Source organism: Micromonospora sp. CB01531, from assembly GCF_001905095.1.
Lineage (GTDB): Bacteria > Actinomycetota > Actinomycetes > Mycobacteriales > Micromonosporaceae > Micromonospora.
This window is the reverse complement of record NZ_LWLS01000105.1, coordinates 47,445-67,882: the sequence shown is the minus strand read 5'-3', so window position 1 is coordinate 67,882 and position 20,438 is coordinate 47,445. Positions and strand designations below refer to the sequence as shown.

The following is a 20,438-nucleotide window of genomic DNA, read 5'->3' as shown; positions in this document are numbered from 1 at the left end:
CCAGCACTACCTGGCGAGGATGTCCCAGCGCACCAGGCTGCCGCCCTCCGGCGGGTCGTTGGGCGTGACGATGCCTCGAACATCGCCGAGGAGCTGCCAGGCAGGCATGTCGTAACCGCAGCTGAGCCCGTCGCGGCCGTAGATCAACGGCGTCGGGGCCACCGACCAGCGCACGGCGTCAGCGCTACGCGCGATGCCGACCACCGTCTTGGTGTCCGTCCGGCCACACGCTCCGCTGGCGCCCGAGAAGGCCTCGAAGACGATGTACCAGTAGCCGTCGGGCTCCCGAGTCATGTCCGCCATACCCACACCGAAGTTGGCCCAGTCCGGGGTCGGCGACAGATCGATCTTCTGACGGACGCCGGTGTATTCACTGGCCAGCGTGTCGAGCCGGGCCACCCCGCGCGTCTGCTTCAGGCGCCCGGTCGCGTCGTGCCCGTGGAACGTCAGGAGGTAACCCGTTCCGTCCTTCTCGATATCGGGCGTGCCGACCTCGTCGTCCCACGCACCGACCGCCCCGGGCCGAATCAGAAGGGCGCTGTTTGACCAGTTACGCCCGTCGGTGCTGGTGACATATCGAACGGAGTGCAGGCTCCGTCCCTGCCCTGGGGCGACGTAGTTCGGGTCGTGATCACGCTGCTCAAACACCATGACCAAGCGTGATCCGTCGGCGATGACGTCGGGCGAGTACACCCAGGTGCTCGTGACGTTGTCGTCGAACTGGCAACTCTGGCCCTGCTGGACTGTCTGTAGGGCCGACAACGGACGTCCTCCGTTGACCGGTGTCCAGGTGGCTCCGCGGTCGTTCGAGGTCGCCATCGCCACGCCTTGCGGAATGGCGCAGGTGGTCCCGGTCGGGCTGATGAAGGTCCGGTAGTACATCAGGTACTGCCCGTTCCAGATGATCGAGGTGCTCTCGGCGTGACTGCCGATGGCCTCCGGGAACGGGGACCGGCTCGGCTGGCTCACGGTTGCCGTCCCGTTGAACAGATCGGCCGGCTCGGCCGTTCGCCCGTCGTTGTTCGTCACATCCGGGTCGGACGCGCCGCTATGGGACGACGCTGTCGCGACGTCCGTTTCGAACGGACTCGCGCCGGCGGCACGGCCGACGGTTATCGCGGCGGAAACGGCAACGAGCAGGACAGCGGCCAAACCTCGCATCTTCTTCGTCATGTCTCTCCACGCCGCGTCGGTCGCAATGGGGGCAGTCTCGGACGGCTTTGTCCTGGCCGGCGCTTCCAGCCATATTTTCGTGCTGGGCGCCGGCCTTACCAGTACGGCGGGCAAGAATAGTGCTCGTACGCCCAGAACTGCGACCGCACTCTTTCGGGTAGGCCGGCTCCCCCAGGCAGCGATCTTTTTTCGTCCGAATTCGCTGGCGTGGTTCAGCGCTGCTCGCGGCGGACCAGGACGACGTGGTCGACGAGGTTGCCCGTCTCGCCGTCCGGGCCCGTGCCCGTCCGGTACGCGGCCCTGAGCCGTTCGGTGTGCCAGCGGTCCGGGTCGAGGTCGAGGGCGGCGAGGATCTCCTGGGGGCTGGCGAAGCGGGCGTGCGGGTGGCTGTCACGGGCCCACGGCGGCGGCGCGCCGTGCTCCACGACCAGGAGCCGACCGCCGGGCGCGACCGCGCGCGCCGCCGCACGCAGCACCGCCTCCCGGGGCAGTTCCAGCGGGGACTGGAGGAACTGCGCCGAGACCAGGTCGTACCGGCCCGCCGGGAAGGTCCGGGTCAGGTCGTGCCGGGCCACGGTGATCCGGGACGCCACGCCGGCCCGGGCTGCCTCGGCGGTGAGCCGGTCCAGGGCGGTGGTCGAGATGTCGACGGCGTTGACCTGCCAACCCTGGCCGGCCAGCCAGATCGCGTCGCCGCCCTCGCCGCAGCCCAGGTCGAGCGCGGTGCCGGGCGGCAGCGGCTCCACCACCTCGGCCAGGACGGCGTTTGCCCGGCCGCTCCACACCCGCTCGCGTTGTTGGTACAGCTCGTCCCAGAACCGGGCGGTGGCGTCGTCCACGGCCGAGTCCACCGGGTACGCGTCGTGCTCGATCATGTTGCCTTCCTCACCGGGCGGACGCCCGCCCGCCCCGACCGGGCGATGGTGCGCCGCCGAGACACGAAACGGCAAGGAATCTTGCTGGTTCGGCAAACGCCCGAGGTGGCGGTGGCAGCCGGCCGGAGCCGGGACGTGGCGGCGGAGGGATTGGTGGTTACTCGACGGCACGCGGGGTAGGCATTCGGGCCCCGACCTGTCGAGGCCGGGTGAACGGATTTCTTGCCGCTGACCGATATCCGGAGGAAGCGCCGTGCCGCACGAGTACCGCAAGAGCGCCGAGGCAATTTCCAGGCTGTCGCCGGAGCAGTACCGGGTCACTCAGGAAGCTGGGACAGAGCCGGCCTTCGACAACGCCTATTGGGACAACAAGGAGCCGGGCATATACGTCGACGTCGTCTCCGGTGAACCGCTGTTCACCTCCGTCGACAAGTTTGACAGTGGTACCGGCTGGCCCAGTTTCACCAGGCCCGTCGAAGCGAAGAATGTGGTCGAAGCACAGGAGTCGAGCCTGGGCATGGTCCGCACGGAGGTCCGGTCGGCGCACGGGGACAGCCACCTCGGCCACGTGTTCGACGATGGCCCCCCGGAGGCGGGCGGGTTGCGCTATTGCATGAACTCGGCGGCGCTTCGGTTCATACCGCGCGACGAGCTCGAGCGCGAGGGCTACGGCGAGTACCGAGCGTTGTTCGCCTGAGCACCCGAGATCGGATCCCGACCGCAGCGGGCGGGGCCGCCGGCATGCGGACGACGCCGGCCAGGACCTGTGATCCCGGCCGGCGCGCCGGTCGTATCCGTCAACTGATCAGCTCCCAGGGGCCCTGGGGTCACCGGGGCGCGACGCGCGAGCGCTACGGCGCCCCCGGACGGTCAGCCGGCTCTGCCCGGCGAAGGGTGGCGAACGGAACGGTGTCGACGCCGAGGGCGAGCGCGATCCCCCCGTACGCCGCCGCCCGCAGCGCCAGGTCGCTCTGCACCACCTCGACCGCCTCGGCCGCCGCAGCGAACGCGGTCTCGGCGAGACCGCGCTGCAACGGCTCGCGAAGCAGGTCGGTGGCGGTGCCGAGTTCGTCACCGAGGACGACGCGCTGCGGGTTGATGAGGTTGACCAGATTGCCGAGCGCGTAGCCGAGCTGCGTCCCGGCGTCGGCGACGAGCCGGCGGCAGCCGGGGTCGCCGTCCCGGGCGGCGGCGATGAGCGCGGCGAGGTCGGCCAGCTCGGGTTTGGCCTGCCGGGCGTGGGCGAGCAGCGCCCGGCCGCCGACGGCGAGCTCGACGCAGCCGCGGTTGCCGCAGCGGCAGACCGCGCCCCTGGCGTCGAGGGTGACGTGACCGAGCTCCCCGGCCGTGCCGGCGGCGCCGCGATACAGCCGGCCGTCCAGCACGATGCCGGCACCGACCCCGGTGGCCAGCTTCACGTAGACGAGATCGCTGCAGCCGCGACCGGCACCCCAGACGTACTCGCCGAGCGCGCCGAGGTTGGCGTCGTTCTCGGCCCGGACGGGCCGGCCGAGCAGGTCGGCGAACGCGTCGGCCGGACGCAGGCCGGCCCAGCCGGGCAGCATTGGTGGAGAGCCGATACGCCGATCGCGGGTGATCGGGGCCGGCACGCCGAGACCGACGGCGACGATGTCGTCGCGACCGGCGCCGATGCCGGCCAGGGCGGAGTCAAAAAGGCCGACGGCCGTCGCGAGCGCGTCGTCCGGTCGGTCGTCGAGGTCGAAGTCGGTGCGGGTCTCGTGCACGTTGAGCACCTCGTGCGCGAGGTCGGCGAGAGCGAGCCGAACGTGGCGGCGGCCGATGTCGATGCCGGCGGCGAGCCCGGCGCGACGGGTCAGCCGGACGACCGAGGCGGGCCGGCCCCCGCCGGAGGGGCCGTGCGCGCTGGCGCGCTCGCCGATGAGACCGGCGGCGCCGAGGTCGGCCAGGGCGGCCGAAACGGTGGTTCGGGACAGGCCGCTGAGCGCGACCAGCTCGGCCCGGGTGCTCGGTCCGTACACCCGCAGAGTCGTGGCCACACGACGCACGATCGCGGAGGCGCCGGGACGCCACAGGGTCCGCGGGTCGATCCGCTGCCTGGCCACGGCGCGATCTTCCTGGCCACGCCAGAGTTCTGTCAAGGATCGACAAAACCAGCCGAGCTGGCCCGAACATTGCCCCGGGATCACATTTTGATTGCCAACAGTTGACACAACTCGGGCGACAGGACGAGGGTCACAGTAGACGCTGCTACCAAGCTTGAACATGTTCCATCACAGCCCCACATCCCACGAGAACCTGATGGAGGACGTATGCGCTTGCGCACTCGCACGGCCGTTGCCGCGGCCGGCATGGCGCTCGCCCTGCTGGCGAGCGGCTGCGGCGCCGACGATGGCGACGGCGGAGCCGGCAGCAAGAAGGTCGAGGTCTTTACCTGGTGGGCCGACGGCGGCGAGAAGGCCGGCCTCGACGGCCTGGTCGCCCAGTTCAAGACCGACTGCGCGCAGTACGAGTTCGTCAACGGCGCGGTCGCGGGCGGTGCGGGGTCCAACGCCAAGCAGGTCCTGGCCTCACGGCTGCAGCAGAACGACCCGCCGGACACCTTCCAGGCACATGCCGGCGCCGAGTTGACCGACTACATCAAGGCCGGCCAGATCGAGGACCTCAGCGGGGACTACAAGGAGTGGGGCCTGGACTCGGCGTTCCCCAAGGGACTCGTCGACAGCCTGACCGTTGACGGCAAGATCTACTCGGTGCCGGCCAACATCCACCGCGCCAACGTGCTGTGGGGAAACAAGACCGTGCTGGCCCAGGCCGGCATCACCGTCCCGGCGACGACGCTGCCGGAGTTCTTCTCCCAGCTCGACACGCTAAAGGCCAAGGGGGTCGCGACGCCCCTCGCGCTCGGCAAGGACTGGACGCAGCAGATGCTCTTCGAGGCGGTGCTGATCTCGAAGCTGGGGCCGGAGAAGTTCAGCGGCCTCTGGACCGGCCAGACCGACTGGGCCGCCGCGGACATCACCGACGCCATCAACGACTACAAGAAGCTGCTGTCGTACAGCAACAAGGACCGCGACACCTTCGACTGGACCGATGCCGAGAAGCTCGTCATGGAGGGCAAGGCCGCCTACCAGCTCATGGGCGACTGGGAGGCCGCCGACCTCGACGCCAAGGGCTTCAAGGACTACAACTACTCGGTCTTCCCGGGCAACGGCGACGCCTACCAGTGGCTGGCCGACTCGTTCGTGCTGCCCAAGAATGCGAAGAACCCCGAGGGCACCAAGTGCTGGCTGAAGACGCTGGGCAGCGCCGCTGGGCAAAAGGCCTTCAACACCAAGAAGGGCTCGATCCCGGCCCGGACCGACGCCAACGCCACGGACTACCCCGCCTACCAGCAGGCCGCGATCGCCGACTGGGCCAAGGGCAAGCCCGTCCCGTCCTGCCCGCACGGCTCGGCCTGCTCGCAGGGCTGGCAGGGCGCGGTGGCCTCGGCGCAGGGCAAGTTCTCCAGCGACGGTGACGTCGCGGCGCTGCAGAGTGCGCTCGTCGCCGCGGCGAAGCAGTACGCGAGCAAGTAGAACCGACGGCTGCGTTGGGACAGGTCCCCTGACCTGTCCCAACGTATGTCCATGATGGAGGATCGGTGACCACGAGAACCGCCACCCCGACGCCGCCACGGACCCGACCGAGCCCGAGCCCGGGAGCGCGGCGGGCCCGGCTGCGCCGTTGGTTGCCGGGTCTGCTGCTGCTCTCCCCGTCGCTGATCGTGCTGGCCGTCTTCGTTTACGGGCTGATCGGCTGGACCGTGACGCTGTCCCTGTCCGACGAGCACGACGCCCTGGGCAACAAGGGCTTCGTCGGCTTGTCGAACTTCGTCGTCCTGTTCACCGAGGACATCAACGGCCGCTTCACCCACTCGCTGAAGAACCTGCTGATCTTCACCGTCGTGTTCATGGTCGGGGCCCTGCTGATGGGCGTGCTGTGGGCGTTCCTGCTGGAGCGCGGCGTGCGGGGCGAAGGTTTCTTCCGCGCCGTGTACCTGTTTCCGATGGCCGTGTCGTTCGTCGCGTCCGGCGTGGTGTGGCGCTGGCTGATGAACTCCGGCACGGGCGACCAGGCCGGTGGCCTCAACCGGATCTTCCATGACCTGCACCTGGGCTTCCTGGAGAACCCGTGGTGGACCGACCCCGACTGGGGCATGGCGGCCATGGCGCTGCCGGCGATCTGGCAGCTGTCGGGCTACGTGATGGCGCTGTTCCTGTCCGGGTTCCGCGGCATCCCGGCCGACCTGCGCGAGGCGGCGGCGATGGACGGGGCGAGCACCTACCAGTTGTACCGGCACGTGATCTTCCCGCAGCTGACGCCGACCGCCCTGTCCGCCATGATCATCCTCGGTCACATGTCGATGAAGATGTTCGACCTCATCATGTCGGTCTCGGGCGCCCAGTGGATCACCGAGGTCCCCGCGGTCTACGTCTGGCAGACGCTGCTCACCAGCGACTACGCCAAGGCCGCCGCGATCTCGATCATCCTGCTGCTGCTCGTCGCCGTGGTGATCGTGCCCTACCTCATCTACAACAACCGGGTGGAGCGTCGTTCATGAGCGCCAGCACCATCACGCCCGCGCCGGAGGCGCCGATCAGCAAGCCGCTGGCCCGCAGGCCGCGCGGCGGAATCAACCGGCGCTCACCGCTGGGTCGCGCCGCGACGTACGTGCTCCTGGTCATCTTCCTGGTCATCGTCCTGATGCCCGCCTACGTACTGCTGGTGACCAGCCTCAAGTCGGGGCGGGAGATCGGCGTCAACGGCCAGTGGAACCTGCCGACGGAGTGGACGTTCGCGTCCTGGGAGAAGGCGTGGACCGCGCTGCGGCCGTCGTTCATCCGGACCTTCGAGCTGGCGATCCCGGTGGCGCTCATCTCCTCGGCGCTCGGCGCGGCCAACGGCTTCGTGCTGTCGCGGTGGCGGTTCCCGGGTGCCGACGTGGTGTTCACGCTCATCCTGTTCGGCATGTTCATTCCCTACCAGGCGGTCATGATCCCGCTGCGCCAGGTCGTGCACGAGATCGGACTCCCGCCCGGCATCCCGACGCTGGTGTTCGTCCACTGCGTGTACGGCATCCCGATCTGCACGCTGATCTTCCGCAACTACTACGCGACCACCGTGCCGGTCGAGCTCATCGAGGCGAGCCGGGTCGACGGGGCCGGGATGCTGCGCACGTTCGCCTCGGTGATCCTGCCGCTGTCCGCGCCCGGCTTCGTGGTGACCATCATCTGGCAGTTCACCTCGGCCTGGAACGACTACCTGTTCGCCATCTTCATGTCGAACACCCGCAACGGACCCATCACCATCGCGCTGAACGCGCTGGCCGGCGCTCAGTCCCCGGACTACGCGGCCTCGATGGCTGGGGCGCTCATCACGTCACTGCCGACCCTGCTCGTGTACATCGTGCTGGGCCGCTGGTTCATCGGCGGGCTCATGGCGGGCTCGGTCAAGAGCTGAGCCCACCCGTCGACAAGATGATTCAACGGCTGCGGCCGTTAGGGTCGCGGAATGGGCCCGGGCAGTGAGCAGGACGTGGAGCAACCCCTGGCCGGCGGGCGCTTGACGGCTGGTGTGGTCCGGGTTGGAGACACGGTGCGTCGTCCCGCCTCGCCTGCGTCGCCCTTCGTGGCGCGGCTGCTGGCTCATCTCGCCAAGGCTGGTTTCGACGGCTGCCCTCAGCACCTGGGGTGGGACGGACATGGGCGGGACAGGTTGTCGTTCGTGCCCGGTCATGTCCCGCCGCGCTGGCAGCACTTCGTCGACGAGCAGGTCAGACAGGCAGCGACGCTGCTGCGGCAGCTGCACGACGCCACGCGAGACTTGGCGTCCAGCCTCGGGGGTGAGGTGGTTTGTCATCACGACCCCGGCCCGAACAACACCGTTTTCCGCGACGGCCAGCCGGTCGCGTTCATCGACTTCGACTTCGCGGCGCCTGGCGAGCCGTTGGAGGACGTGGGATACATGGCGTGGGCGTGGTGCATCTCGTCGCGCCCCGACCGGGGGCCCGCGACAGGGCAGGCCCGCCAGGTGCGGACCCTGGCAGACGCCTACGGCCTAAGTCCGACCGACCGTGACCGTCTGCCGGCCGCCATCTGCGGACGGTTACGCCGCAATGAGGCATTCTGGCGAGACATCCTCGAGGGCGGAGCGGCCTCGAACCCGCGCGCACGCTCTGCCGAAGTGCTCGCCTGGACCCAACGCGAACTCGCCTACTTCGCGGCCAACCAGGAGACGTTCGCCGCCGCACTGAACGCCGTGGGTTAGGGCCGCGATCCGGTCGCTACCGTGGTCGCGGCGGCGGCCAGCAGCTTCCTGAGCCGGGTATGCGGAAACCGCTTCTCGGCCTCCGCCGGGGGTGTTACCCGGGTGCTGTAGAAGTCGGCCTCGTGGTCGCCGTCTTGCTCAGCCCACAGGTTGCCTGCCTCGTCGCGGTGCCACACCACCTGTTGGCCGCGGAAGTCGGCGCGTTCGAGCCAGTCTGCGCCACTTGGCCAGTAGCCGTCCCAGCCCTGGGGCCGCAGTGCGTCGTACGCCGCCTCCACGCTGGCAACGGCGGCGTCCACGTCGTCGTCCTCGAAGACCGCGGCGAACCGGCACAGCAAGGCCATCGGCGCCCCGGGGTGCGACAGCAGTGGATCCCGTACGGCGACTGCCCGGCAGATCACATCGAGCTCCGACCAGCGCAGCGCGTACGGGTGCCAGTGCGCCAGGTCGTCCCAGCCGAGCTCGGCAGGCTCGGCGTCCCCAGGTCCGGTGATGCCCAGCTCGTACGAGCCGAGCCGGGTGTCGACGTCGAGCAGGATGAGATGGCCGTCACCGACGTCGAAGGCGACGTTGAGTGCGCTGTCCCGCTCGTCATCGTCATCGTCATCGAGCAGCTCCGCCAGGACGCCGAGCCGATCGGCGCCGGGGCCGTCCTCCGCCGCGAAGGTGTACCGCGCCCAGAATGCAGGATCGCGCAACGACTCGCGCAGGGGTACTGGAATGCCCATAGCACGATCATCGCCTGCCGACGCGGCACTCCGTCAGGCAGGGCTGGCTGCCGTCGACGATCGGCGCCCCCAACCGGGGGCCTGCCTCCCGCTGCTTTGATCCGCGTCCCACCTGACGTTTGCCATGATCGTCTGGAACGTCGGCCCGACCGAAGGGACAGCAACGATGGCTCGCACGCTTTTGTACCTGGTCCGTCACGGCGAGCAGGACCCAACGCTCGGCCATACGGCAGCCGGTGGCCTCTCCGAACTGGGCCGCCATCAGGCAGATCGGCTCGGCCGACGGCTGAAGGGCGTGCCGTTCTCGGCGATCCACCACAGCCAGCTTCCCCGGGCGGTCCAGACCGCTGACGTGATCGCTCACTACCTGCCAGACGTCCCACGGCACGCCTGCGACTTCGCCATGGATCAAACGCCGGTGCCCTCCGTCGAACACCGCAGCGAGTACCCCGAACGCTTTCTCCCCTGGCTGGACCGGGTGCCGAGCGAGGAGCGCGACGACGACGCTGCCGGATTGCAGGCCGCCGTCGAGCACTTCGGTACCGCCGATGTTGAGGACCGGCAGGAGCTCGTGATCACGCACAACTTCGTGATCGGCTGGTTCGTCCGGCACGTCCTCGACGCTCCGACGTGGCGGTGGATGGGCCTCAACCAGGAGAACTGCGGTCTGACCATCGTGCAGTGGGACACCGACCGACCGCCGACTCTGGTCTGCTTCAACGACACCGGACACCTCTGATCCGATCCCGCCGAGCCAGCCCGCGCGGTTCGGTCGGTAGCTGATTGCCGGCCGTGCGGTCCGCTCGGCGGCCCTGCGCCGCTGCGCTGTTCACCTCGACGAGCAGGCGGCCCGTCCGCTCGCCCTAGGCCAGGGCGGCCCAGGACATGTGCCCCCGTCCTCGCGCGGGACCACATCCGGCAACATGCAAGTCTTCCGATCCGTTAACCAACCAGCTAGCTTCCTTCCATCGATTGGTTGAGTTGCTGATCAGCCGATCGGTGCTCCAGAGAGGACCGGAAGGGGAGGAAGCAGTTGGCAGATTCCGCATGCGCCAGGAGGTTTCTGGCAGCCGGGTTCGCCGCGGTGGTCACGACCGCCGCGATCGGCGTTGGCACCGCGGCAAGCGCCGCTCCAGCGGAAGGCACGGTCAGGGCTGCGGCCGGTGCGTCGGTAGCGGGTAGCTACATCGTGGTGCTGAAAGATGGCGCGGGTGACCAGGCGGTCGCCGTCGCCGGTAAGCACGGCGCGTCCGTGACCCACCAGTACCGCAGTGTGCTGAACGGCTTTTCCGGCCGCATGTCGGAGCGGCAGGCACGCAGGCTCGCCGCCGACCCGCGGGTGGCATACGTGCAGCAGGACGGCGTCTTCACCAGCACCGCGACCCAGACCAGCCCGCCGTCGTGGGGTCTGGACCGCATCGACCAGCGCAACCGGCCGTTGAGCGGCTCCTACACCTACAACACCACGGCGAGCAACGTGAAGGTGTACATCATCGACACCGGTATCCGGACCTCCCACAGCGACTTCGGGGGCCGGGCGGCCTGGGGTACGAACACGACCGGGGACGGCAACAACACCGACTGCAACGGGCACGGCACGCACGTCGCCGGTACGGTCGGCGGCGCATCCTACGGCGTGGCCAAGGGCGTCAACCTCATCGCCGTCAAGGTGCTCAACTGCTCGGGCAGTGGAAGCACCTCCGGTGTGGTGGCGGGTATCGACTGGGTGACCGCACAGAAGAACAGCAACCCGAGCCAGCCGATGGTCGCGAACATGTCTCTCGGTGGCGGTGCGGACACCACGCTGGACAACGCCGTCAGGAGGTCGATCGCGGCGGGTGTGACGTACGCGATCGCGGCCGGTAACGGCAACATCATCGGCCTGCCGCAGAACGCGTGCAATTCCTCCCCGGCCCGGGTCCTTGAGGCGATAACGGTCTCGGCGACCGACAGCACCGACAAGAAGGCGTCGTGGGCGAACTACGGCACCTGCGTCGACCTGTTCGCGCCGGGTGTGGACATCACGTCGTCCTGGAACTCCGGCGACAGCGGCACCAACACGATCAGCGGCACCTCGATGGCAACGCCGCACGTGGCGGGCGCGGCGGCGCTCTACCTGGCCAACAACCCGTCGGCCTCACCGGCGACGGTGGCATCGGCAATCAACAGCAACGCCACGACCGGTGTGGTGTCGTCGCCGGGCAGCGGCACCCCCAACCGACTGCTCTACACGCTCAACTTCTGATCCAGCAGAGGAAGCGGCCCCGGCGACCGGTGATGGTCGCCGGGGCCACTTTCGTACGGATGATCAGCGCAGCTCGTACGCCCGGATGACGGTCTGGTCGAAGGTGTTGCCCATCGCGTCCGAGCCCGAGGCCTTGAGCGACACGAAGCCACCCGCCTTTGGGTGCGGCACCGACACCTGCCACGACCCGCCGTGGTTCAGCACCGGCACCTTCTTCCAGGTTTTCCCGTCGTCGTACGACGCCTGCACGGCCAGCTTGACCACACGTCCCGAGCCTTCGGTCTGGGTGATCGTCGCCGGGTAGACGCCCAGGTTGCCGGCCTTGCCGACGTTGTGGTCGTCAAGCAGCGGCGCGAAGCTGACCGCGGTCAGCGGCAGCGCCTTGAGCTTGTCGGTGTGCGCTGAGCGGAACGTCCAACTGACCGACAGCTTGGTGGTCAGGCGCGTGTCGCGCTCCATGCTGCCGTCGAAGCGGAACGTCGCCCCGCCCGGCGCCACGTCCTCGGCGAACACGCTTGGAGCCTGGTTGGACTCGGCGATCAGCGTGCCGTTGCGGTAGAGCGCCCCGTGCCCCGAGGTGATCCTCCCGAAGCCGGCGCGTCCCTGGCCGTCGCCGAGGAGCGCGGGCGAGATGACCATGACGTCGCCTTCACGCAGCGCCGGCACGGCGCCGGGGAAGAACGGCGCCACGCTCGGCCCGAACACACCCTTGTTCCACTGCTCCTGATAGGTGCGCCCCGCGCGGTACGTGGCCAGCGAGCCATTGTCGGACAACAGCTCCGGCCAATCCTCACCCTCGGCCGGCAGCTCCACGATCAACTCGTTCTGCCATGGCGCCTCACCCGCGTAGAGCTCTGTGCGGCTGAACGGGAGCGGGGTGGGCCAGCCGGTCGCCCAGCCGCCGCTGCCGTCCGGTGGGGCGAAGAAGGACAGCTTCACGCCGTTGGTGCCCTTCGCCACCGCCGCGTACGAGGCCTGCACCGTGGCGAAGTCCTGCGGCCGCAGGTGCTTCACCAGCCCGCCAAGCAGGCTGTTCTTGCTGTGCCAGCCGACGTTGTAGACGTACGGCGAACGGGCCGGGTCGCCCAGCTCGTCCACCTCGGCCAGGACGCCGGTGAGCTGAGAGCTCAGGCCCTTCGCCGGCTCGGGTCCGACCAGCTTGGTGAACATCGAGGTGAAGTCGCCGCCCAAGACCCCGACTTCCAGGTCGAAGTTCGCGCCCTCGACATACCTCGCGCCGTACGACGCCAGCAGGGGCACCGCGTTCGGGTCGGGCACCGTGACGTCGAAGCCCTTCGCGCCGCGGGCGTCCATCGCCACCGTCATCGGCCCGCTGACCGAAAGTTTCGGATACACCAGCTGCGAGGTGCCGTAGCTGTCCCCGTCCTGCTCGTTGACCCAGCTGAACGCGAAGTACTCGCCGGGCGGCAGGCGCAGGTCGGCGCTCGCGCCGAAGGACAGGTACTCCCGGCGGTCGTTCTTGCTCAGGATCACCGTGAACGCGCCTTCGGCCGGGTCCCCGTCACGCTCGGTCGCGGTGACCTTCACCGGGTGCTTGAGCTCCTCGCGTACCACGCCGAAGGGCGTCTGCACCGAGACACCCGGCGCGGTCGCGGTGACCTGGCCGCCGAGGCCGCCGGTCACGTCGCCGCCCTGGCGGGTGTCGGCGGTGAGCGTCACCGAGGCCTGCCCGCCCGCCGGCACGGTCACCGTGTCGGCGCTGAGTGAGAAGATTCCCGCCGGCGCGGCGGTGGTCAGCGCGAGCTGCAGGGTCACCGCGGAGTTGCCGCCGTTGTGGTAGGTGACGACGCTGCTGCGCACGTCGTCGTCGGCGTGCGGCCACTCCTGCAACCCGAACGTCACCGACGTCGGCGTGGTCGTGACCTGTTGGGTGATCGCTCGGGCCACGTCCACCCGGCCCGCTCCCTGCGCGAACACGCCGACGCCGCTGGCCGGCTTGGCGGAGGCCATGAGCGCCGCCTTGAGCTGGGCGGGGGCCCACTGCGGGTGCGCCTGGCTCAGCAGTGCGGCCGCGCCCGCGACGTGCGGGGTGGCCATCGAGGTGCCGTTCAGCGGCATGTAGAGCTGACCCGGTTCGCCGAGGAAGCCGTCCTTGCTGCGTGCTGCGACGATGTCGACGCCGGGCGCGGCGATCTCGGGCTTGACAGCCCAGCCGTCGGCGCTGGGACCCCGGCTGGAGAACTCGGCGAGTTCGTCGGACTTGGTGAAGGCCGCGACGGCCAGCGCCGCCTCGGCGGTGGCCGGAGAGCCCACCGTGTCGTCCGCCCCGTCGTTGCCCGCCGCGATGACGAACAGCGTGCCGTGCTGCGCGGTCAGGCTGTTGACGGCCTGCTCGAGCGGGTCGACCTCCGGGGTGTTCGGTCCGCCGAGGCTCATGTTGACCACGTCCGCGCCGGACTCGGCGGCCCACTGCATGCCGGCCACGATCCATGACTCCAGGCAGCCGAACTCGACGCAGACCTTGCCGTCGAGCAGGGACGCCCCGGGAGCGGCGCCCTTGTACTTCCCGCCGGAGCCGGCGCCGCTGCCCGCGATGGTGGACGCGACGTGGGTGCCGTGGCCGACGTGGTCGCGGTCGTCCTCCTCGCCCTCGGTGAAGTTCTGCCGCGCGGAGATCTTCCCGGCCAGGTCAGGGTGCGCGGTGTCGATGCCCGTGTCGAGTACGGCGACGCGGACGCCCGTGCCGTCAAAGCCGGCGGACCAGGCCGCGGGTGCGCCGATCAGCGGGACACTCTGGTCCAGCGCGGGTTTGCGTACGGCGTCGAGCCAGATCTTGCCCCTGGTCAGGCCGGTGCGGGTCGCCTGCCAGCGGTCGGCGAGCGACGCGATGGGCGTCTCGGCGGTGAAGCCCTGCACCGCGGGGAGTCGTCGCTGGGCGGACAGGCCGGGTGCGGTGGGGGCGCCGGAGACGATCAGCCGCAGCGACGACGGGCTTGTGGCCTGCGCCGCGAGCAGTTCGGTCAGGTCGAACAGCCGCTGGTCGAGCCGGTCTGCCCGGAGCAGCGGCACCGCGTCGGACGGGATGAGGTACTGGTGTCCCCCGGTCCGGTAGCTGTGGAACGTGACGCCGTTTCGCGGCGTGGCGCTGACGCGGCCGTTGCCGAGCACGGTCACCCGGTCACCGCTGATCAGCGTCACGGTCCGGGCCTCTCCAGTGGCGGGCGCGGACTTGGCGGCTTGAGGTGCGGCCGCCTGCTTGGCGCCCGCGGTGCCGGGCGCGCCCGCCAGCAACGCAGCGACGATCCCCCCGGCCAGCAATGCTCTTGTGCTTCTGCTGGAACGCATAGGCCTCCCCGTTCATTCGAGCAGTCCGCCTTGACTGTCGCTTGTAGAGACGCTCGGCGGGGTCGATAAGTTGCTGAACCCAGGTGAGCAATTTGGAAGGTGCCTGACAGGCCCCGATCGTCTAGGAGCGAGGGGCGCGGCATGGCTCGCCGCCGGCCCATCCACCGGTCACTGCGGCGCGCATCTGGAGCTACGACGTGCCGCTGCCGGAACCGATGGATCCGACTGCGGGGCCAGTAACGGCTGGTCGCCGGCCCCGCGGGTGATGTCGGCCGCGTTCGGCCCGGCGAGGGCCCGGGTCGAGAGCCGTCAGCGGAGCGGCGCCGGCGATGCGTCGGTCGCGTTTGGCATCCACAGGCGACAATTCGCATTTGTCGCTGCCGCCGCCGATCTAGCATCCACAGCCTAGCGGCCCAACGAGCGGCAGGACGCGCATCTTTGTGAATGCATGGTTGACGTGCCGGGCCCGGAGGGCAATCATATTGGTCACTGGATCTGCGACCCGGTCAATGTCGGATCCGGCGGCTTCCTGGTCCTCGACGGGATTGCGTCTGGACCGCGACCACCCCGGGTCGTCCGCCCTGGCGCGGCGGGCAAATCCGGTCACGCGAATCGGAAAGCCGCCGCTGCCCCGAGGAGTCGCTGGTGAACGGGAACAACGAAGCTCCCGCGCCGACCCGGCCGATGCCGGCGTCACACAGCGCTGAACCAGGCAGACAGCTCGCCCTCCACGGCGGCAGCCCGGTCCGTCACACCGTCTGGCCCACATACGACAAGGGCGCTGTCTTCGTCCACCCGGAGGATGAGGAAGCCGCTTCTCGTGCCATCCGAAGTCATCTCTACTTCCGATACGACCAGCGCCCGCAGAACGAAACCGAATGCGGCCGGTTCGAGGACGAGTTGTGCCGTTATTTCGGCACCCGACACGCTCTCGCGGTTTCGAGCGGCACCGCCGCCCTGGCGCTGGCCATCATGGGCGCGGCGGTACCGAACGGATCATTGGTCGCCTGCCCGGGATTCACTTTCGTCGCCACGCCCAGCGCGATTGTGCTGGCCGGCTGCCGGCCATTTCTGGTCGAGGTCGACGAGGACCTGCGGATGGATCTCGATGACCTGCGCCGGCGGTGGCGGCCGGAGATCCGAGCCGTCGTGGCGGTACACATGCGCGGCTTCGCCGCAGACGTCGAGGCTCTCGCGGCCCTCGCCGCCGAGATGGGGGTGCCGCTGATCGAGGACGCCGTTCCGGCGCTCGGGGCGGAACTCGACGGCCGCAAGCTCGGCACGTTCGGTGCCGCCGGAGCGTTCAGCACCCAGTCCGACAAGGCCCTCAACTGCGGCGAGGGCGGGTTCCTGGTCACTGACGACAGCACCCTGTTCGCCCGCGCGGTGGCCCTGTCCGGGGCGTACGAGGGGCGCCTGCGGCGGCATTTCCCGGACGCCGAACCGCCGCTCACCGGCCTCGACCTGCCCCTGCTCAGCATGCGGATGGACGAGATCCGGGCCGCCCTGCTCCGCGCCGAACTGGCCAGGCTGCCCCAACGGCTGGCCCTGTTCCACCGCAACTACGCCCACGTCGCCACTGCCCTGGCCGACCTGCCCGGCATCGCGGTCCGCCGGCCGGTCGCGCCCGGCGCGTACCTTGGCGAGGCGTTCGTGTTCCGGGTGCCCGGCGGCGACGCGGGTTGGTTCGCCCGCGCGCTGCGGGCGGAGGGTGTCGACGCCCGCAACATCGGCGCCGAGGACGACCTCAACGTCCGCGCATTCTGGAACTGGCGCTTCCTGTACGGCGGCGCCGACCCGGCCGATGTCCGGGCGCTGCTGCCGTGCACCGCCCGGCTGCTGGCGGAGACCGTTGACGTGCCGCTGTCCTCCAACCTCACCCTCGACGACTGCGACGACCTGGTGCGGGCGGTCCGCAAGGTGGCCGCCGCCCGCGACGCCGCGCCGGCCCGGCCGCTGCGCCCATGACCGCCGCAGACACCCGGGAGGGCCGCCTGCCCCGGCTGGCCCTGGTCGGCGTCTTCGGGGGGCTCTTTGCCGGCTACCTCGGGCTGACCGCAGTGATCCCGGTGCTCCCCCACTTCCTGCGCGAGCGCCACCAGGCTGGCGATCTCGTCGTCGGGCTGGTCGTCACCGGCACCGCGGTGACCGCGCTGCTGGTGCGTCCGGTTGCCGGGATGTTCGCCGACCGGTTCGGGCACCGCACCGTGATGCTGGTCGGCGCGCTCGTGCTGGCCGCGGGCGGCCTGCTCTATCTGGCACCGCTCAACGTGCCGGCACTGGTGACGGTCCGGTTGCTGCTCGGTGCCGGCGAGGCCGCGCTGTTCACCGCGGGAGCGGTGTGGACCGTCTCCCTCGCCCCGCACAGCCGGCGCGGACAGCTCATCGGCCTCTACGGGGTGAGCATGTGGGGCGGCATCGCCGCCGGCACCTTCCTCGGCGCCAGCGTGCAGCCGGCCGGCTACCCGGCGGTGTGGGCGCTCAGCGCCGCCGCGCCGCTGCTCGCCGCCGGGCTGGTCGCCCTGGCGCCGGCGCCGCGGACCGCTCCGACGGGCGGGGGCGGCGGGCTGCTCGTGCGGCCGGCGCTGCTGCCCGGCGTCGCGCTCACCTTCGGCGCCGCCGGATACGCCGGCCTGGCCGCGTTCGTGGTGCTGCATCTGCAGTCCCGGGGCGTCGGGCACGGCGTGGTGGTGCTGAGCTGTTTCAGCGCCGTGTACGCCGGCACCCGTCTGGTCATCGGCCACCTTCCCGACCGGCTCGGCCCCCGGCGGGTGGCCGCGTGGTGCGGCGTCGGCGAGGCGGCCGGCCTGCTGGTCATCGCGGTTGCGCCGAACCTGCCCGTCGCCGTGGCCGGCAGCGTGGTCATGGGCGTCGGGTTCTCCCTGCTGCACCCGTCGCTGGCGCTGATGGTGCTGAACCGGACGGACCCGGCCCGGCAGGGCGCCGCGATCGGGGCGTACACGTCCTTCTGGGACCTCGGCCTGGCGGTGTGGGGTCCGTTGACCGGCCTGGTCGCCGCCGGGCTCGGTTATCCAGCGGTCTTCGCCGCCGGGGCGGCCTGTGCCGCGGTCGCGGCGGTGATGGCGGTACGGATCGGCCGCCCGGCCCCGGCGCCAACAGCGGAGGTGGTCGCATGAACGAGTCGCTGACCGTGCTCAGCATCACCGGATGGTGCCGCAACGGCAGCACCATCATCGGCAACGTCCTGGGCGAGGTGCCCGGCTTCCTCCACGTCGGCGAACTGCACTTTCTGTGGAAGAACGGCACCGGCCGGGGGGTGAACGACCGCTGTGGCTGCGGTGGCCGGCTGACCGACTGCCCGCTGTGGTCGGAGATCCTGCCGATCGGCATGCCCGCCGGCGGCTCGCTGGAGGCGCACGCCGCCGAGGTCATCCGGCGCCAGCGCACCCGGGTCCGCACCCGGCACACCTGGCGGCTGCTGCGCCGGGGCGCGTACGACGAACCGACCCGGACGCACGCGGCGCTGATGAGCAGGGTCTACCGGGCGGTCGCCGAGCGGACCGGCGCGCGCGTCATCGTGGACAGCACCAAGATCCCCGGCGAGGCGGCGCTGCTGCCGCACGTCCCCGGGATCACCACGTACTACCTGCACCTGGTGCGCGACCCCCGCGCGGTGGCGCACTCGTGGCGCGAGCCGAAGGAGTACGTCTACGCCATGTCGGCCGCGCGCAGCACCGCGTACTGGCACGGGTTCAACCTGGCCTCGGCGGCGATCACCCGCCGGCACCCGCAGCGGTCGATGTTCCTGCGGTACGAGGAGTTCATCGCCGACCCGGCCGGCACCGTCGACGCGCTGCTCCGGCTCGTCGGGGCCGACCCGGCCGGCAACCCGGTCCGCGGCCGCACCGTCGAGCTGCACGGCAACCACACGGTGACCGGCAACCCGGACCGGTTCCGCACCGGCCCCACCACGGTGCGGGACGCCGACGACACGTGGCGGCGGACGCTGACCCGCGGCCAGCGGCTGGCGGTGACTGCGCTGGCCTGGCCGCTGTTCACCCGGTACGGCTACCAGGCCGGCGGGACGGGCCGGCGGCCCCGGCACGCCGGCGGGGTGTCATCGGCGGCCGACGCAACGGAGAGGTAACCGACATGGATCTCGGGCTGAAGGGGCGGGTGGCCCTCGTCGCGGGCGGCACCAGCGGCATCGGGCTGGCGTGCGCCAGGGAGTTCGCCGCCGAGGGCGCCCACGTGGCCGTCTGCGGCCGAGACCCGGACCGGCTCGCCACCGCCGAACGGGAACTGGCCGCGATCGCCACCGGGCGGGTCAGCGCCAGCCGGGTGGACCTAACCGACGCCGACGCCGCCGCGCGCTGGGTCGACCAGGTCGCCGCGGACCTCGGCGGCCTGCACGTGATGCTGGTCAGCGGCGGCAGCCCACCGATCGGCACCGCCACCGCCTTCGAGACGGCGGACTACCGCGACGCCGTGGACCGGGTCCTACTGCCCGCGGTCCGGGTCTCGCTGGCCGCGCTGCCACACATGCGCGCCGCCGGCTGGGGTCGGCTGCTGCTCGTCGCCTCGGAGACCGCATGCGTGCCGATCGGTCCGCTGACGCTGTCCGGGGTGACCCGGGCAGCGCTGGTGCGGTTCGCCCAGGGCCTCGCCGTCGACGTCGGCCGCAGCGGGGTCACCGTCAACGTGCTGGCCCCCGGCGGGGTGCGCACGCCGCCGATGGAACGCGCGGCGGCGCGGCTGGCCGGTGCGGGCGGCGACGTCGAGGCCCGGCTGCGTGCGATGGGGCACCACAGCGCGCTGGGCCGGCTGGCCCACCCCGAGGAGGTGGCGGCGCTGGCCGCCTTCCTGGCCAGCGAACGGGCGTCCTACGTGACCGCCGGGGTGCACCTGATCGACGGCGGCGCCGCCGCCACCGGTCCCGAACTGCCCCACCTGACCGGGGTCCGCAGGGACACCTACGCCTGACCCGCCGCAGCAAGGAGTGTCCATGTCCACGACCAGCCGGTTCACCGAGCGGGACGTCTCCGAGTTCTTCGACCAGACCACGCAGACGTACCTCAGCTTCTGGGACAGCGAGGGCGTGCTGCACACCGGCTACTTCGCCGACGCCGCCGACTCCGACTACGCGGCGGCGGCCGACCGGACCTCCGACATCCTCGCCGCCGACGCCGGCATCGCCGCCGCGGCGAACGTGCTCGACGTCGGCTGCGGCTGCGGGAACTTCCTGCTGCGCCTCGCCGAGCGGACCGGATGCCGCGGTGAGGGCCTGGACCTGAGCATCGAGCGGGTCCGCTTCGCCCAGGGCAAGCTCGCCGAGCGGGGCGACGGGCTGCCCGTCGCGTTCCGGCACGGCTCGGCCACCGCCCTGCCGTACGCCGACGCGACCTTCACCCACGTGGTCAGCCAGGACGCGCTGTTCCTGGTGCCCGACAAGCCGCGCAGCCACGCCGAGATGTTCCGGGTGCTCGCTCCGGGCGGGGTGCTGGCCATCGCCGACTTCCTGCAACCGACGCCGGAGATCGGCGAGGCGGCCCGGCGGCACGTCTACGACCGGGTGCGCTGGAACAGCGGCTACTCGCTGGACGGCTACCGGGAGGCGCTGCAGCGGGTTGGCTTCGTCGACGTGGACGCGCGCAGCCTCGACAACCACATCCGACAGACGTACCGGGTGCTGGGCCGGACCGCACGGCAGCGGGCCGCCGCGACCGACGACGAGGCGGCGCGGACCTGGATCCGCAACTTCGCGGAATCCTGCGACGAGATCCAGGCCGCGATCGACCGGGACGAGTTCGGCTGGGGCATGTTCGTCGCCCGCAAGCCGGCCTGACGAGAGGGAAGCCGGAG

At 70.6% G+C, this 20,438-nt stretch carries 17 protein-coding genes; 12 read left to right on the top strand and 5 right to left on the bottom strand.

Translation table 11 applies throughout. The features are described from left to right. Positions 1-6: 6 nt before the first annotated feature. Together A6A27_RS31950 and A6A27_RS31945 are read right to left on the bottom strand one after the other, a co-directional pair. Positions 7-1,173, bottom strand: a complete 1,167-nt coding sequence (locus A6A27_RS31950) for a hypothetical protein (RefSeq protein ID WP_143194273.1) — start codon at positions 1,171-1,173, stop codon at positions 7-9. A 212-nt stretch (positions 1,174-1,385) separates the two neighbouring features. After that, positions 1,386-2,048, bottom strand: a complete 663-nt coding sequence (locus A6A27_RS31945; protein WP_073838358.1) for a methyltransferase domain-containing protein — start codon at positions 2,046-2,048, stop codon at positions 1,386-1,388. Between the two features lie 253 nt (positions 2,049-2,301). Between A6A27_RS31945 and msrB the strand changes: the two genes are divergently transcribed. Beyond that, positions 2,302-2,745 (top strand): peptide-methionine (R)-S-oxide reductase MsrB, encoded by a 444-nt coding sequence (gene msrB / locus A6A27_RS31940; protein WP_073838357.1) that lies wholly within the window; start codon positions 2,302-2,304, stop codon positions 2,743-2,745. A gap of 154 nt (positions 2,746-2,899) precedes the next feature. Here msrB and A6A27_RS31935 read toward each other — a convergent pair whose 3' ends face one another. Next, entirely contained in the window at positions 2,900-4,066 is a 1,167-nt protein-coding gene (locus A6A27_RS31935; RefSeq protein WP_158074096.1) for an ROK family protein, read from the bottom strand. A 273-nt stretch (positions 4,067-4,339) separates the two neighbouring features. Here A6A27_RS31935 and A6A27_RS31930 point away from each other — a divergent pair, with 273 nt between their 5' ends. The 4 genes from A6A27_RS31930 to A6A27_RS31915 all read left to right on the top strand — a co-directional run bounded on the left by A6A27_RS31930 (position 4,340) and on the right by A6A27_RS31915 (position 8,336). Beyond that, positions 4,340-5,605 carry an ABC transporter substrate-binding protein gene (locus tag A6A27_RS31930; protein ID WP_073838356.1) on the top strand — a complete coding sequence of 422 codons (1,266 nt, stop codon included), beginning with the start codon at positions 4,340-4,342 and terminating at the stop codon, positions 5,603-5,605. A gap of 182 nt (positions 5,606-5,787) precedes the next feature. Continuing rightward, positions 5,788-6,630, top strand: coding sequence for a carbohydrate ABC transporter permease (locus tag A6A27_RS31925; protein ID WP_073838516.1), 843 nt, complete (start codon positions 5,788-5,790; stop codon positions 6,628-6,630). Further along, the gene (locus tag A6A27_RS31920) at positions 6,627-7,529 is read left to right on the top strand and encodes a carbohydrate ABC transporter permease (protein WP_073838355.1); all 903 of its coding nucleotides are present in this window, start codon (positions 6,627-6,629) and stop codon (positions 7,527-7,529) included. The genes A6A27_RS31925 and A6A27_RS31920 overlap by 4 nt, the downstream gene beginning before the upstream one ends. A 168-nt stretch (positions 7,530-7,697) precedes the next feature. After that, positions 7,698-8,336 carry a phosphotransferase family protein gene (locus A6A27_RS31915; protein WP_198940530.1) on the top strand — a complete coding sequence of 213 codons (639 nt, stop codon included), beginning with the start codon at positions 7,698-7,700 and terminating at the stop codon, positions 8,334-8,336. Here A6A27_RS31915 and A6A27_RS31910 read toward each other — a convergent pair. Then, complete coding sequence (locus A6A27_RS31910) at positions 8,333-9,064, bottom strand: hypothetical protein (protein WP_073838353.1); 732 nt, start codon at positions 9,062-9,064, stop codon at positions 8,333-8,335. The genes A6A27_RS31915 and A6A27_RS31910 overlap by 4 nt on opposite strands. 166 nt (positions 9,065-9,230) lie before the next feature. Here A6A27_RS31910 and A6A27_RS31905 point away from each other — a divergent pair, with 166 nt between their 5' ends. Continuing rightward, positions 9,231-9,803, top strand: a complete 573-nt coding sequence (locus tag A6A27_RS31905; RefSeq protein ID WP_073838515.1) for a histidine phosphatase family protein — start codon at positions 9,231-9,233, stop codon at positions 9,801-9,803. Between the two features lie 450 nt (positions 9,804-10,253). Beyond that, complete coding sequence (locus A6A27_RS31900) at positions 10,254-11,309, top strand: S8 family peptidase (protein ID WP_241825540.1); 1,056 nt, start codon at positions 10,254-10,256, stop codon at positions 11,307-11,309. 63 nt (positions 11,310-11,372) lie between these two features. On the opposite strand, the gene A6A27_RS31895 is transcribed toward A6A27_RS31900, so the two are convergent. Beyond that, positions 11,373-14,615, bottom strand: a complete 3,243-nt coding sequence (locus tag A6A27_RS31895) for a S8 family serine peptidase (protein ID WP_073838352.1) — start codon at positions 14,613-14,615, stop codon at positions 11,373-11,375. 645 nt (positions 14,616-15,260) lie between these two features. Between A6A27_RS31895 and A6A27_RS31890 the strand changes: the two genes are divergently transcribed. From A6A27_RS31890 to A6A27_RS31870, 5 genes are read left to right on the top strand one after another with little or no spacing between them, the layout of a single operon-like run. Then, positions 15,261-16,583 carry a DegT/DnrJ/EryC1/StrS family aminotransferase gene (locus A6A27_RS31890; RefSeq protein ID WP_073838351.1) on the top strand — a complete coding sequence of 441 codons (1,323 nt, stop codon included), beginning with the start codon at positions 15,261-15,263 and terminating at the stop codon, positions 16,581-16,583. Then, positions 16,580-17,752 (top strand): MFS transporter, encoded by a 1,173-nt coding sequence (locus A6A27_RS31885; RefSeq protein ID WP_073838350.1) that lies wholly within the window; start codon positions 16,580-16,582, stop codon positions 17,750-17,752. The genes A6A27_RS31890 and A6A27_RS31885 overlap by 4 nt, the downstream gene beginning before the upstream one ends. Continuing rightward, the gene (locus tag A6A27_RS31880; RefSeq protein WP_073838349.1) at positions 17,749-18,723 is read left to right on the top strand and encodes a sulfotransferase; all 975 of its coding nucleotides are present in this window, start codon (positions 17,749-17,751) and stop codon (positions 18,721-18,723) included. Before A6A27_RS31885 ends, A6A27_RS31880 begins: the two co-directional genes overlap by 4 nt. Before the next feature lie 5 nt (positions 18,724-18,728). Then, on the top strand, positions 18,729-19,559 hold the full coding sequence (locus A6A27_RS31875; protein WP_073838348.1) for an SDR family NAD(P)-dependent oxidoreductase: 831 nt from the start codon (positions 18,729-18,731) through the stop codon (positions 19,557-19,559). 22 nt (positions 19,560-19,581) lie between these two features. Beyond that, the gene (locus tag A6A27_RS31870) at positions 19,582-20,421 is read left to right on the top strand and encodes a class I SAM-dependent methyltransferase (RefSeq protein WP_073838347.1); all 840 of its coding nucleotides are present in this window, start codon (positions 19,582-19,584) and stop codon (positions 20,419-20,421) included. The last annotated feature ends 17 nt before the right edge of the window (positions 20,422-20,438 follow it).